The organism is Pseudomonas persica (assembly GCF_900291015.1).
Classification (GTDB): Bacteria; Pseudomonadota; Gammaproteobacteria; order Pseudomonadales; family Pseudomonadaceae; genus Aquipseudomonas.
In genome coordinates, this window is record NZ_OLKL01000010.1 from 325,513 (window position 1) to 338,596 (window position 13,084).

General features: G+C 63.9%; 13 protein-coding genes. 7 read left to right on the top strand and 6 right to left on the bottom strand.

The features are described from left to right. Nucleotides 1-13 precede the first annotated feature (13 nt). The 3 genes from FQ664_RS05310 (at nt 14) to FQ664_RS05320 (ending at nt 2,239) form a co-directional block, all read left to right on the top strand. A complete protein-coding gene (locus tag FQ664_RS05310) occupies nt 14-1,294 on the top strand; it encodes a CynX/NimT family MFS transporter (RefSeq protein ID WP_144170701.1) in 1,281 nt (426 codons plus the stop codon). Between the two features lie 179 nt (nt 1,295-1,473). Then, nucleotides 1,474-1,950, top strand: a complete 477-nt coding sequence (locus FQ664_RS05315; protein WP_144170702.1) for a nuclear transport factor 2 family protein — start codon at nt 1,474-1,476, stop codon at nt 1,948-1,950. Beyond that, nucleotides 1,943-2,239 (top strand): GIY-YIG nuclease family protein, encoded by a 297-nt coding sequence (locus FQ664_RS05320; RefSeq protein ID WP_144170703.1) that lies wholly within the window; start codon nt 1,943-1,945, stop codon nt 2,237-2,239. The genes FQ664_RS05315 and FQ664_RS05320 overlap by 8 nt, the downstream gene beginning before the upstream one ends. A 39-nt stretch (nt 2,240-2,278) precedes the next feature. On the opposite strand, the gene yejK is transcribed toward FQ664_RS05320, so the two are convergent. After that, nucleotides 2,279-3,286 carry a nucleoid-associated protein YejK gene (gene yejK / locus FQ664_RS05325; RefSeq protein ID WP_085664594.1) on the bottom strand — a complete coding sequence of 336 codons (1,008 nt, stop codon included), beginning with the start codon at nt 3,284-3,286 and terminating at the stop codon, nt 2,279-2,281. A gap of 370 nt (nt 3,287-3,656) precedes the next feature. On the opposite strand from yejK, the gene FQ664_RS05330 reads away from it, so the two are divergent. Then, nucleotides 3,657-3,938 (top strand): HU family DNA-binding protein, encoded by a 282-nt coding sequence (locus FQ664_RS05330; RefSeq protein WP_003257928.1) that lies wholly within the window; start codon nt 3,657-3,659, stop codon nt 3,936-3,938. 50 nt (nt 3,939-3,988) lie between these two features. Here FQ664_RS05330 and rlmF read toward each other — a convergent pair whose 3' ends face one another. From rlmF to FQ664_RS05355, 5 genes are all read right to left on the bottom strand, one after another. Beyond that, nucleotides 3,989-4,942, bottom strand: coding sequence for a 23S rRNA (adenine(1618)-N(6))-methyltransferase RlmF (gene rlmF, locus FQ664_RS05335; RefSeq protein WP_144170704.1), 954 nt, complete (start codon nt 4,940-4,942; stop codon nt 3,989-3,991). Between the two features lie 178 nt (nt 4,943-5,120). Beyond that, nucleotides 5,121-7,967, bottom strand: a complete 2,847-nt coding sequence (locus FQ664_RS05340; protein WP_144170705.1) for a valine--tRNA ligase — start codon at nt 7,965-7,967, stop codon at nt 5,121-5,123. Nucleotides 7,968-8,177: 210 nt separating this feature from the next. After that, on the bottom strand, nt 8,178-8,537 hold the full coding sequence (locus FQ664_RS05345; RefSeq protein ID WP_144170706.1) for a DNA polymerase III subunit chi: 360 nt from the start codon (nt 8,535-8,537) through the stop codon (nt 8,178-8,180). Nucleotides 8,538-8,542: 5 nt separating this feature from the next. Beyond that, a complete protein-coding gene (locus tag FQ664_RS05350) occupies nt 8,543-8,971 on the bottom strand; it encodes a DNA polymerase III subunit chi (RefSeq protein WP_144170707.1) in 429 nt (142 codons plus the stop codon). A 49-nt stretch (nt 8,972-9,020) separates the two neighbouring features. Beyond that, complete coding sequence (locus FQ664_RS05355) at nt 9,021-10,514, bottom strand: leucyl aminopeptidase (RefSeq protein WP_144170708.1); 1,494 nt, start codon at nt 10,512-10,514, stop codon at nt 9,021-9,023. 14 nt (nt 10,515-10,528) lie between these two features. Between FQ664_RS05355 and FQ664_RS05360 the strand changes: the two genes are divergently transcribed. From FQ664_RS05360 to lptG, 3 genes are read left to right on the top strand one after another with little or no spacing between them, the layout of a single operon-like run. Then, nucleotides 10,529-10,819: a hypothetical protein gene (locus FQ664_RS05360; RefSeq protein WP_003257935.1), complete on the top strand. Its 291-nt coding sequence runs from the start codon at nt 10,529-10,531 to the stop codon at nt 10,817-10,819. After that, nucleotides 10,816-11,931, top strand: coding sequence for an LPS export ABC transporter permease LptF (gene lptF / locus FQ664_RS05365; RefSeq protein ID WP_144170709.1), 1,116 nt, complete (start codon nt 10,816-10,818; stop codon nt 11,929-11,931). Before FQ664_RS05360 ends, lptF begins: the two co-directional genes overlap by 4 nt. Then, a complete protein-coding gene (gene lptG, locus FQ664_RS05370) occupies nt 11,924-12,985 on the top strand; it encodes an LPS export ABC transporter permease LptG (RefSeq protein ID WP_144170710.1) in 1,062 nt (353 codons plus the stop codon). The genes lptF and lptG overlap by 8 nt, the downstream gene beginning before the upstream one ends. Nucleotides 12,986-13,084: the final 99 nt, after the last annotated feature.

Below are 13,084 nucleotides of genomic sequence, written 5' to 3' on the forward strand. Positions count from 1 at the left end.
CGCTGAGAAGGCCATGGCTGAATCCATCACCCGTAACACCCCACCGAGCGAGCGGGACCTCGATGAGTTGCTGATCGATGCCGAGGCTGACGACGAGCAGGTCCAGCAGCAGCCAGTGGTAGTGCGGCGGCCCTGGCTGTTGCTGCTGGGCCTGGTGCTGGTGGCCTTGAACCTGCGCCCGGCGCTGTCGAGCATGGCACCGGTGCTGGGCCAGGTCTCCGAAGGTTTGGGGCTGAATGCTTCGCAGGCCGGTTTGCTCACCACCCTGCCGGTGCTGTGCCTGGGCCTGTTCGCCCCCTTGGCGCCGGTGCTGGCGCGGCGCTTCGGTAGCGAGCGGGTGATCCTCGGCATTCTCGTCACCCTGGCGCTGGGCATTTTGCTGCGCAGCACCTTTGGCGCTATCGGAATGTTCCTCGGCAGCCTGATGGCGGGGGCCAGTATTGGCATTATCGGTGTGTTGTTGCCGGGTATCGTCAAGCGCGACTTCCCGCAGCACGCTGGCACTCTGACCGGCGTGTACACCATGGCGTTGTGCCTGGGCGCGGCCATGGCGGCAGGTGCCACGGTACCCCTGGCCGAGCATCTCTACGACAGCTGGGCGCTGGGGTTGGGCTTCTGGGTGCTGCCGGCCCTGCTGGCCATGCTGGTATGGCTGCCGCAAGCCCGCCAGGGCCATGGCCTGCACAAGGTGGCCTATCGCGTGCGTGGACTGTGGCGTGATCCGCTGGCCTGGCAGGTGACCCTGTACATGGGCCTGCAGTCTTCGCTGGCTTATATCGTCTTCGGCTGGTTGCCATCGATCCTGATCGGCCGCGGCCTGAGCCCGACCGCAGCGGGGCTGGTGCTGTCGGGGTCGGTGATCGTGCAGCTGATCAGTTCGCTCAGTGCACCGTGGCTGGCCACTCGTGGCAAGGACCAGCGCCTGGCGATCGTGCTGGTCATGCTGATTACCCTGGCTGGCCTGTTCGGTTGCCTGTATGCGCCACTTTCCGGGCTGTGGGGCTGGGCGGTGGTGCTGGGCCTGGGGCAGGGCGGTACCTTTGCCCTGGCGCTGACCTTGATCGTGCTGCGCTCGAAGGATGCCCATGTGGCGGCGAACCTGTCGAGCATGGCGCAGGGGGTGGGGTACACGCTGGCGTCGATGGGACCGTTCGCGGTGGGGCTGGTGCATGACCTGACCGGGGGCTGGGCGGCAGTGGGGTGGATTTTTGCCGTGCTGGGGGTGGGGGCCATCGTGTTCGGCCTGGGGGCCGGGCGGGCGCTGCATGTGCAGGTGAGCAGCGAAAAAGTCTGAAGCTGATATTGGCAGTACCGGCCCTTTCGCGGGTAAACCCGCTCCCACAGGTACAGCACAGCTTTCAAGATATGTGCGATCCCTGTGGGAGCGGGTTTACCCGCGAAAGAGCCGGTACTGGCATAAGCCGGCGGGGCAGATTATCGTGCTGCTTTCGACACCAGGACGGACCAGCCCCCATGAGCGACGCCAACCGCGACCTGATCAGCCGCTTCTACCAGGCCTTCCAGCGCCTGGACGCCGAGGCCATGGTCGCCTGCTACAGCGACGATATCGTCTTCAGCGACCCGGTCTTCGGCACCCTGCGCGGCAAGGATGCAGGCGACATGTGGCGGATGCTCACCAGCCGGGCCAAGGACTTCACCCTGACTTTCGACAGCGTTCGCGCCGATGAGCACAGTGGCGGCGCACACTGGGTGGCCACCTACCTGTTCAGCCAGACCGGTCGCACCGTGGTCAACGATATCCAGGCGCGCTTCGTGATTCGTGACGGGCTGATCTGCCAGCACGATGACCATTTCGACTTGTGGCGCTGGACGCGGCAGGCACTGGGAGTGCCTGGCGTGCTGCTGGGCTGGTCGCCGCTGGTGCAGAACAAGGTACGCCAGCAGGCATTCAAAGGGCTGCGCGCATTCCAGCAGGTCCAGGGTGAATGAGTCCGTCGAAATCGCCGTCAGCAAACCTTGGTATGTATACCTGGTAAGAGCGGCCAATGGTTCCTTGTATTGTGGTATCAGCGATGACCCGCAGCGACGTTTTCTGGCGCACCAGAAAGGGCAGGGCGCGCGCTACTTCAAGACCAGCCCGGCCCGGGCGCTGGTGTATGTGGAGCAATGGCCGGACAAGGGCGAGGCGTTGCGTCAGGAGCGGCTGGTGAAGCGGCTGCGCAAGTCGGCGAAGGAGGCGCTGGTGGCTTCCTATGGCGCAGTAACGGCTGCTGATTAGGACCGCTTCGCGCCCCATCGCCGGCAGCCCCCAGGGCCCTCAGTCCTTGCGCCGCTTCAGCTGATCCACCAAGGTGGTCGGCAGGCCCTTGATGATCAAGGTCCCCGCCTCTTCGTCATATTCGACCTTGTCCCCCAGCAGGTGCGCTTCGAAGCTGATCGACAACCCTTCGGCACGCCCGGTGAAACGGCGGAACTGGTTGAGCGTGCGCTTGTCCGCGGGAATTTCCGGCGACAGGCCGTAGTCCTTGTTGCGGATGTGATCGTAGAACGCCTTGGGCCGGTCCTCGTCGATCAGGCTGGACAGCTCCTCCAGCGTTACCGGCTCGCCCAGCTTGGTCTGGGTAGTGGCGTACTCGACCAGGGTCTGGGTTTTTTCGCGGGCGGACTCTTCCGGCAGGTCTTCGCTCTCGACGAAGTCGCTGAAGGCCTTGAGCAGGGTGCGGGTTTCGCCCGGGCCGTCGACGCCTTCCTGGCAGCCGATGAAGTCGCGGAAGTAGTCCGAGACTTTCTTGCCGTTCTTGCCCTTGATGAACGAAATGTACTGTTTGGAGTTCTGGTTGTTCTTCCACTCCGACAGGTTGATGCGCGCCGCCAGGTGCAGCTGGCCAAGGTCGAGGTGGCGCGAAGGCATTACGTCGAGCTCGGCGTTCACCGCCACGCCTTCGCTGTGGTGCAGCAGGGCGATCGCCAGGTATTCGGTCATGCCTTGCTGGTAGTGGGCAAACAGGATGTGGCCGCCGGTGGACAGGTTGGACTCTTCCATCAGCTTCTGCAGGTGCTCCACGGCCACGCGGCTGAAGGCGGTAAAGTCCTTTTCTTCGTCCAGGTACTGCTTCAGCCAGCCGCTCAGCGGGTAGGCACCAGACTCGCCGTGGAAAAAGCCCCAGGCCTTGCCTTGCTTGGCGTTATAGCTGTCATTGAGGTCGGCCAGCAGGTTTTCGATGGCGTCGGAGGCAGCCAGTTCGCAATCGCGGGCATGCAGTACGGCGGGGCTGCCATCGGGCTTTTTGTCGATCAGGTGAACGATGCAATGACGGATTGGCATGGAATTCTCGGCGAGCTGCAAAAGTCGTCCAGTTTACCCTAGACCCAAGGTGATGCAGTGGCCGGATGTTGGCAGAAATGCCGGTTGTTCGTTTTTTGTTCAGATTTGTGCGTTTTAGGTTAAAATCCCCGAAAAACCAGCATTAAATCGAAGTGCGCAGCGGATATTTATCCGTTCCTGTGGTAGCTTTGCGCGGTCTTGTGCCCGTCGTGTGGCGCATTGCTGGCAGCGTGCTGTCGTCGTGTCGAACCAAACGTCGATTTACGTATCTACATACGCGATTGGCGCGGCCCTCCACTTTCAGGGGCTGGCCCGATAACGTCGTAGTCCGCTGCATAACCATCGAATTTGATAGGGAAGGAACACCACCATGGCATTGACCAAAGACCAACTGATTGCCGACATCGCCGAATCGATCGCCGCGCCAAAAGCCACCGCCAAGAACGCTCTGGAGCAACTGGGCCAGATCGTTGCCGACCAACTGGAAAACGGCGCTGAAATCACTCTGCCAGGCATCGGCAAGCTGAAAGTCGCTGAGCGTCCTGCCCGTACCGGCCGCAACCCTTCGACTGGCGCTGCCATCGAAATCGCTGCCAAGAAAGTCGTCAAGTTCGTTCCGGCCAAAGTACTGACCGACGCCATCAACAAGTAATTGTTGAAGCTTTGACGAAACCGCGCCCGGCTTGCCCGGGCGCGGTTTTTTCATGCCTGGGTTTTACGCCGGGCGTGCCAGGCCTGGCGTGCGCTGTCGTCGTGGAAGCTCCAGGCGACCATGCGGCTTTGCTTCTGCCCCTGGCCCATTTCACTGATGCGCACGGCCTTGGCGCCGGCTTTTTTGAGTGCGGCCTCGATCCCCGGCAGGTTGCTGACCTTGGATACCAGGCTGGTGAACCACAGTACCCGCTCGGCGTACTGCACGCTTTCGCTGACCAGTTGGGTGACAAAACGGATCTCGCCGCCTTCGCACCACAGTTCATTGTTCTGGCCACCGAAGTTGAGCACCGGCAGCTTGCGCTTGGGGTCCTGCTTGCCGAGGTTCTTCCACTTGCGCTGGCTGCCACGCGTGGCTTCGTCACGTGAGGCGTGGAAGGGAGGGTTGCACAGGGTCAGGTCGAAGCGTTCATCCTCCTGCAGCAGGCCACTGAGGATGTGTGCACGGTTGGCCTGCTGGCGCAGGGTGATGGCCTTGCCCAGGCCGTTGGCCTGGACGATGGCTTTGGCCGAAGCCAGGGCCACGGGGTCGATGTCCGAGCCGAGGAAGCGCCAGCGGTAGTCGCTGTGGCCCAGCAGCGGGTAGATGCAGTTGGCGCCCACGCCGATGTCCAGCGCGCGCACCTGGGCGCCCTTGGGGATCTCGCCGGCATTGTCGTCGGCCAGCAGGTCGGCGGCCACGTGGATGTAGTCGGCGCGGCCGGGAATCGGTGGGCACAGGTAATCGGCGGGGATGTCCCAGTGCTGGATACCGTACTGGGCCTTGAGCAAGGCACGGTTGAACACCCGCACGGCTTCGGGGTTGGCGAAGTCGATGCTGGGTTTGCCGTGGGGGTTGGTGATGGTGAAGCGCGCCAGCTCAGGGTGGGCCTTGATCAGGCTGGGGAAGTCGTAGCGGCCCTGGTGGCGGTTGCGCGGGTGTAGGGTGGGTTTGTTCGGGGTCATGGCAATGTCCAGCCCTATACGAGCGGTGGTTTGAAGAGCCTGGGGCTGCTGCGCAGCCCTTTCGCGACACAAGGCCGCTCCCACAGGGTGGTAGCGCCTTGAAGGTTGGCGCCGTCCTGTGGGAGCGGCCTTGTGTCGCGAAAGGGCCGCCCAGCGGCCCCAACGGTCTCTCTAGTGATTACAGCGCTGCAATCCGCGCATGCTGCTCGGTGAAGTTGGCCAGGGCCTGTTCGGACTCGGCCAGCTTGGCGCGTTCCTTCTCGATCACCGCAGGCGGGGCTTTGTCGACGAAGGCGGCGTTGGACAACTTGCCACCCACGCGTGCCACTTCACCCTGCAGGCGCTGGATTTCCTTGTTCAGGCGCGCCAGCTCGGCATCCTTGTCGATCAGGCCGGCCATTGGTACCAGCACTTGCAGGTCGCCAACCAGGGCAGTCGCCGACAGCGGCGCTTCGTCGGCATCGCCCAGTACGGTGAACGATTCGACCTTGGCCAGCTTCTTCAGCAGGGCTTCGTTTTCCTGCAGGCGACGCTGGTCGTCGGCGTTGGCGTTCTTCAGGAACAGCGGCAGCGGCTTGCCTGGGCCGATGTTCATCTCGGCGCGGATGTTGCGCAGGCCGACCATCAGTTCCTTGAGCCACTCGATGTCACCTTCGGCAGCAGCGTCGATGCGGCTTTCATTGGCCACTGGCCACGGTTGCAGCATGATGGTCTTGCCCTGGATGCCAGCCAGCGGCGCGATGCGCTGCCAGATCTCTTCGGTGATGAACGGCATGAACGGGTGCGCCAGGCGCAGCGCCACTTCCAGTACGCGCACCAGGGTGCGGCGGGTGCCACGGGCGCGCTCGACCGGGGCGTTCTCGTCCCACAGCACCGGCTTGGACAGCTCCAGGTACCAGTCGCAGTACTGGTTCCAGATGAACTCGTACAGCGCCTGGCTGGCCAGGTCGAAGCGGAACTGCTCCAGCTGGCGGGTCACTTCGGCTTCGGTACGCTGCAGCTGCGAGATGATCCAGCGGTCGGCCAGCGACAGTTCGCAGGCTTCGCCGTTCTGGCCGCAGTCCTCGCCCTTGTCCAGCACGTAGCGGGCGGCGTTCCAGATCTTGTTGCAGAAGTTGCGGTAGCCTTCGACGCGGCCCATGTCGAACTTGATGTCGCGGCCGGTGGAGGCCAGCGAGCAGAAGGTGAAGCGCAGGGCGTCGGTGCCGTAGCTGGCGATACCTTCGGGGAACTCGGCCTTGGTCTGCTTGGCAATTTTTTCGGCGAGCTTGGGCTGCATCATGCCGCTGGTGCGTTTTTCCAGCAGGGCGTCGAGGGTGATGCCGTCGACGATGTCCAGCGGGTCCAGCACGTTGCCCTTGGACTTGGACATCTTCTGGCCCTGGCCGTCCCGTACCAGGCCGTGTACGTACACGGTCTTGAACGGTACCTGCGGGGTGCCGTCCTCGTTCTTGATCAGGTGCATGGTCAGCATGATCATGCGCGCAACCCAGAAGAAGATGATGTCGAAGCCGGTCACCAGCACGTCGGTGGAGTGGAACTTCTTGAGGAACTCGGTCTGCTCCGGCCAGCCCAGGGTGGAGAAGGTCCACAGGCCCGAACTGAACCAGGTGTCGAGTACGTCGTCGTCCTGGCGCAGCGCCACATCGGCGCCCAGGTTGTGCTTGGCGCGCACCTCTTCCTCGTTGCGGCCGACATAGACCTGGCCGGCCTCGTCGTACCACGCCGGGATGCGGTGGCCCCACCACAGCTGGCGGCTGATGCACCAGTCCTGGATATCACGCATCCAGGAGAAGTACATGTTCTCGTACTGTTTGGGCACGAACTGGATACGGCCATCTTCCACGGCGGCGATGGCAGGTTCTGCCAGCGGCTTGGTGGAAACGTACCACTGGTCGGTCAGCCACGGCTCGATGACGGTGCCCGAACGGTCGCCTTTCGGCACTTTCAGGGCGTGGTCGTCGATGCTCACCAGCAGGCCCTGGGCATCCAGGTCGGCGACGATTTGCTTGCGCGCGACGAAGCGGTCGAGGTTGGCGTACTGGGCCGGCAGGCGGGTGTCGACCTGCTCGTTGACGCTGCCGTCGAGGTTGAAGGCCTGCGCGCTGGCCAGCACGAAGGCGTTCTTGTCGAAGATGTTCAGCAGTGGCAGGTTGTGGCGCTTGCCGACTTCGTAGTCGTTGAAATCGTGGGCCGGGGTGATCTTCACGCAGCCGGTACCGAACTCGGGGTCGCAGTAGTCGTCGGCGATGATCGGGATGCGGCGGCCGACCAGCGGCAGTTCGACGAACTTGCCGATCAGCGCCTGGTAGCGTTCGTCGTTCGGATTGACCGCCACGGCGGCATCACCCAGCAGGGTTTCCGGACGGGTGGTGGCGACGACCAGGTAGTCCTTGCCTTCGGCGGTCGTGGCGCCGTCGGCCAGCGGGTAGCGCAGGTTCCACAGGTGGCCCTTCTCGTCGTGGTTTTCCACTTCGAGGTCGGAGATGGCCGTGTGCAGCTTGGTGTCCCAGTTGACCAGGCGCTTGCCGCGGTAGATCAGGCCGTCTTCATGCAGGCGCACGAAGGCTTCCTTGACCGCTTCGGACAGGCCGTCGTCCATGGTGAAGCGCTCGCGGCTCCAGTCGACCGACGAGCCCAGGCGGCGGATCTGACGGCTGATGTTGCCGCCGGACTGGTCCTTCCATTCCCAGACCTTTTCCAGGAACTTTTCGCGGCCCAGGTCATGCCGGTTCTGGCCCTTGGCCTCGAGCTGGCGCTCGACCAGCATCTGGGTGGCGATACCGGCGTGGTCGGTGCCTGGCTGCCACAGGGTGTCGCGGCCTTGCATGCGGCGGAAACGGATCAGGGCGTCCATGATCGCGTTGTTGAACCCGTGGCCCATGTGCAGGCTGCCGGTCACGTTCGGCGGCGGGATCATGATGGTGTAGGACTCGCCTGCACCTTGTGGGGCGAAATAGTTCTCGGACTCCCAGGTGTTGTACCAGGAAGTTTCGATAGCGTGCGGCTGGTAGGTCTTATCCATGCGCGGCGGGACCCTGTGCATTTATTCGGGAAAGCCGGGAAGTATAACCAAGCTGGGGGCCACAGGCGACAAGCTGCTGTTATCCGGCAAAGCAGGGATGGCCTGTTCGCGGATAAACCCGCTCTCACAGCTACGGCGCAAGTCGCAAAGCTTGCGCCGTAGCTGTGGGAGCGGGTTTACCCGCGAAGAAGGCAGCGCCGAATGTCGGTTTTACTCGGAACGCTTGATCAACCGCTCGATCCGCGCATCCAGCCGGCGCTTGATCTCGTTCTCGATGTGCGGGGTAAAGTCGTTGATCACGTCCTGCATGATCATCTGCGCCGCCGCACGCAGCTCGCTTTCCAGGTGCAGCAGGGTGTCCTGGCGGCGGGTCTGCGGGTCGTCTTCGGGCTCAACCGGTTCGACCGCAGGCGCGGGGTTGGCGGGTGCTTCTTCCAGCAGCAACGGGATCTGCTCCACCGTCTCGGTCAGCAGCGGTGGTTGCAGGTCGGCGTCGCCAAGCAGCTGGCGTATCGACTCGAGGTCATCGAGCAGATGGGCGGAGTCGGGCAGGGGGGAGGGCTTGTCCATCGTCGTCAAAGTCGCTGTAAGCGGTGGTCTTGCAGAGCATAGCCCTGTTCACGGTAGAAACGGAATCGCTCACGGGCTGATTGGCGGATGCCAGGCTCTTCGACCACGATCTCGGCCACCCGCTCGAACTGCCTGACGAAGCCCGGCACGCTGGCGCCCAGGTTGATCAGCAGGTCGCGGTGCTCGCCGGCGTCGTCAGCCAGGCCCAGGGCCACGCGGGCATCGCCATGCGTCTCGGCCAGGTCGTGGGGCACGAAGGCCTCGCCCTTGAAGCGCCACAAACGTTGGTCCAGCTCGCTGCGTTGTTCGGCATCCTGGCAGTGCAGGTAAACCCGGTGGCCAAGGCGCCAGGCCTTTTCGCACAGCTTGCAGGCGAAATCGAGCCGCGCCGACAGCGAGTCGGTGGGCAGGATGTAGAAATCGACTTTGCTCATGGTGGTATCGCCGGCCGGTGGCGCGCGGGGCGCCACCGGCTTCACGGCCTCAGGCGCCAGCGCGGTCCAGCAGGTACTGGGTCAGCAGCGGCACAGGGCGACCAGTGGCGCCCTTGTCCTTGCCACCGCTGACCCAGGCGGTGCCGGCGATGTCCATGTGCGCCCAGGCATAGGCCTTGGCAAAACGCGACAGGAAGCAGCCGGCGGTGATGGTGCCGGCCTTCGGCCCGCCAATGTTGCCCATGTCGGCGAACGGGCTGTCCAGCTGCTCCTGGTATTCATCGAACAGCGGCAGTTGCCAGGCTCGGTCGTCGGCACGCTTGCCGGCGTCGAGCAACTGGCCGACCAGGTCGTCGTTGTTGCCCATCAGGCCGGTGGTGTGGCTGCCCAGGGCGACAATGCAGGCGCCGGTCAGGGTGGCGATGTCGATGACTGCCTGTGGCTTGAAGCGTTCGGCGTAGGTCAGGGTGTCGCACAGCACCAGGCGGCCTTCGGCGTCGGTGTTGAGAATTTCCACGGTCTGCCCGCTCATGGTGGTGACGATGTCACCCGGGCGGGTGGCGCCGCCGCTTGGCATGTTCTCGGCGCAAGCCAGCAGGCACACCAGGTTGACCGGCAGCTGCAGTTCGAGCACCGCACGCAGGGTGCCGAGCACGCTGGCGGCACCGCACATGTCGTACTTCATTTCGTCCATGCCGGCACCGGGTTTGAGGCTGATGCCGCCGGTGTCGAAGGTAATGCCCTTGCCCACCAGCACGAACGGTTTGTCTGCCTTCTTGCCGCCCTGGTAGTTGAGCACGATCAGGCGTGGCGGCTGGTCGCTGCCCTGGCCGACGGCGTAGAACGCGCCCATGCCCAGGTCCTTGATCTTCTTCTCGTCCAGTACTTCGACTTTCAGTGCCTTGTGCGCCTTGCCCAGGTCCTTGGCCTGTTCAGCCAGGAAGCTTGGGTGGCACAGGTTGGGCGGCAGGTTGCCCAGGTCGCGGGTGAAGGCCATGCCGGTGGCGATGGCGCTGGCGTGCTTGAGGGCACGTTCGACCTCGGCCTGGCCGGCCTTGTCGGCCAGCAGGGTGACCTTCTTCAGGGGGCGTGGCTCGGTCTTCTGGCTCTTGAAGCGGTCGAACACGTACTCGCCGTCAAGCAGGGTTTCGGCCAGCAGGCGGTATTTGCCGTAGTGGGCGTTGCGGTTGCTGAGTGCGATGTCGTCCAGGGCCAGCACGGCGTCAGCGCCGTTCAGGCCCTTGAGCACGCCGGCGACGCTGGTGACCAGTTTGCGCCAGGCGCGGTCGCCCAGGGCTTCGTCCTTGCCGCTGCCCACCAGCAGCACGCGCTCGGCCTTCAGGCCCGGGAGGCTCTGCAGCAGCAGGGTCTGGCCCGGCTTGCCGGCCAGGTCGCCACGCTTGAGCACGGCACTGATGGCACCTTCGCTGGCCTGGTCCACGGCCTTGGCCACGGCGCCGAGCTTGCGGTTTTCACCTACCGGGAGGACCAGGGTGGCGGTTTTTACGGATGCAGCAGCTACGCTTTTTACAACCAGTTCCATGTCAGGATCCCCGAATGATCGATACAGTCGGCGCTGTGTATTCCAGCGCTCTGGACGGGCCTGGCCGCGTCGTCGCGCGCCAGCGGAAAAGCTGCCAGTTTGAGCCTGCGGCAAGCGTGCTGACAACCCCGTTATGCGCCTTCATGCGCGGCGAAGTGACAGGGGCGGTCAATCACAGGATAATGCGCGCACTTTATATGGAGGTTCGCCTTTGGCGAACCGGCATTGGTCTTGGCTGTACTAAGTCATTGTCTGGCGCCATTGATTGGCAGTCCGCCCTGACAACCCAGGAGTGTCTGGTTTGATCGTCTTTCGTTATCTGTCCCGCGAGGTCCTGGTGACCTTGAGCGCCGTCAGCGCCGTGCTGCTGGTGATCATCATGAGTGGGCGCTTCATCAAGTACCTGGCCCAGGCTGCCCAGGGCGTGCTCGACCCGAGCGTGCTGTTCCTGATCATGGGCTTCCGCCTGCCGGGCTTCCTGCAGTTGATCCTGCCTTTGGGGCTGTTCCTCGGCGTTCTCCTGGCGTACGGGCGCCTGTATCTGGAAAGCGAGATGACCGTGCTGTCGGCCACCGGCATGAGCCAGCAGCGCCTGCTGGGCCTGACCATGGCGCCGGCCGCCCTGGTCGCCCTGCTGGTGGCCTGGCTGAGCCTGAGCCTGGCGCCGCTGGGCGTGGCCCAGGTGCAGCAGATCATCAGCCAGCAGGATGCCCTGACCGAGTTCGACACCCTGGTGCCGGGCCGCTTCCAGACCCTGCGCGACGGCTCGCGGGTGACTTACACCGAAGAGCTTTCGGACGATCGCATCAACCTGGGCGGCGTGTTCATCTCCGAGAAGCGCTTCAACCAGGACAAGACCAAGGACCGCGCGCCGTCGGTGCTGGTCGCTGAAAAGGGCCACCAGGAAATACAGGCCGACGGCAACCGCTACCTGGTGCTGGAAAACGGCTACCGTTACGACGGTAACCCGGGCCAGGCCGGCTACCGCGCCATCAAATACGACACCTACGGCGTGCTGCTGCCCAAGCCGGAAGTCAGCGAGGAAGTGACCGAGCGCGAAGCCATCCCCACCTCCGAGCTGATCGGCAAGAAGGGCCTGCGTGAGCGCGCCGAGCTGCAATGGCGGCTGTCGCTGCCGATCCTGGTGTTCGTCGTTACCCTGCTGGCGGTGCCGCTGTCCCGGGTCAACCCGCGCCAGGGCCGCTTCCTCAAGCTGCTGCCGGCAATTCTTCTGTACATGGCCTACCTGACAATGCTGATTTCCGTACGTGGCGCCCTCGAGAAGGGCAAACTGCCGATCGCCCTGGGCATGTGGTGGGTCCACGGCCTGTTCCTGCTGATCGGCCTGGGCCTGATGTACTGGGAGCCGCTGCGCCTCAAGCGCGCCGCCCGACGTGCGGAGGTGGCCCATGGGTAAGCTCGACCGCTACATCGGCCAGAGCGTGCTGCTGGCCATTCTTGCCGTGCTGGGGATTATCCTCGGCCTGGCTTCGCTGTTTGCCTTCATCGACGAGATGAGCGACCTGAGTGACACCTACACGGTGATGGAGGCGGGCAACTTCGTCCTGCTGACCGCACCACGGCGCCTGTACGAAATGCTGCCGATGGCCGCCTTGATCGGCTGCCTGATCGGCCTGGGCAGCCTGGCCAGCAGCAGCGAACTGACCATCATGCGCGCAGCCGGGGTTTCCATCGGCCGCATCGTCTGGGCGGTGATGAAGCCGATGCTGGTGCTGATGCTGGTTGGCCTGCTGATCGGCGAGTACGTGGCACCGGTGACCGAGAACAAGGCCCAGGCCGACCGCTCCCTGGCCCAGGGTGGCGGTGATGCGCAAAGCTCCAAGCGCGGCATGTGGCACCGCCAGGGCGAGGAGTTCGTGCACATCAACGCCGTGCAGCCCAACGGCCTGCTGCTGGGGGTGACCCGCTACCGCTTCGACAACGAGCGCAAGATTGTCACCTCGAGCTTTGCACGCCGGGCGCAGTATCAGGATGACCACTGGCTGCTCGCCGATGTACGCACCACCTTCTTCCGTGGCGACCACACCGAAGTGGTGAACACGCCGCAGGAGCGCTGGGACGTTTCGCTCACACCGCAATTGCTCAATACCGTGATCCTGGCGCCGGAGTCGCTGTCCATCACCGGGTTGTGGGACTACATCCACTACCTGTCCGACCAGGGTCTGAACAATGCCCGTTACTGGCTGGCGTTCTGGACCAAGGTGTTGCAGCCGATGGTGACTGCGGCGCTGGTGCTGATGGCGATTTCCTTCATCTTCGGCCCGCTGCGTTCGGTGACCCTTGGCCAGCGCGTGTTCACCGGTGTGCTGGTGGGCTTCGTGTTCCGCATCGCCCAGGACCTGCTGGGGCCTTCGAGCCAGGTGTTCGGCTTCCCGCCGCTGCTGGCGGTGGTGATCCCGGCGGGTATCTGTGCCTTGGCCGGTGTGTGGTTGTTGCGCCGGGCCGGTTGATGGCCTGAGCTGTACAAAAAAGCCGACCTCAGGGTCGGCTTTTTCATGGGCGTTTACCTGTGCTGGCCTCTTCGCGGGTGAACCCGCTCCCACAGGGAT

Excerpts from the sequence above, each read along its gene's own strand:
- FQ664_RS05310 (WP_144170701.1), top strand. The coding sequence starts at position 14 with ATGGCTGAATCCATCACCCGTAACACCCCACCGAGCGAGCGGGACCTC.
- FQ664_RS05315 (WP_144170702.1), top strand. The coding sequence starts at position 1,474 with ATGAGCGACGCCAACCGCGACCTGATCAGCCGCTTCTACCAGGCCTTC.
- yejK (WP_085664594.1), bottom strand. The coding sequence starts at position 3,286 with ATGCCAATCCGTCATTGCATCGTTCACCTGATCGACAAAAAGCCCGAT.
- FQ664_RS05330 (WP_003257928.1), top strand. The coding sequence starts at position 3,657 with ATGGCATTGACCAAAGACCAACTGATTGCCGACATCGCCGAATCGATC.
- rlmF (WP_144170704.1), bottom strand. The coding sequence starts at position 4,942 with ATGACCCCGAACAAACCCACCCTACACCCGCGCAACCGCCACCAGGGC.
- FQ664_RS05340 (WP_144170705.1), bottom strand. The coding sequence starts at position 7,967 with ATGGATAAGACCTACCAGCCGCACGCTATCGAAACTTCCTGGTACAAC.
- FQ664_RS05345 (WP_144170706.1), bottom strand. The coding sequence starts at position 8,537 with ATGGACAAGCCCTCCCCCCTGCCCGACTCCGCCCATCTGCTCGATGAC.
- FQ664_RS05350 (WP_144170707.1), bottom strand. The coding sequence starts at position 8,971 with ATGAGCAAAGTCGATTTCTACATCCTGCCCACCGACTCGCTGTCGGCG.
- FQ664_RS05355 (WP_144170708.1), bottom strand. The coding sequence starts at position 10,514 with ATGGAACTGGTTGTAAAAAGCGTAGCTGCTGCATCCGTAAAAACCGCC.
- FQ664_RS05360 (WP_003257935.1), top strand. The coding sequence starts at position 10,529 with ATGATCGATACAGTCGGCGCTGTGTATTCCAGCGCTCTGGACGGGCCT.
- lptG (WP_144170710.1), top strand. The coding sequence starts at position 11,924 with ATGGGTAAGCTCGACCGCTACATCGGCCAGAGCGTGCTGCTGGCCATT.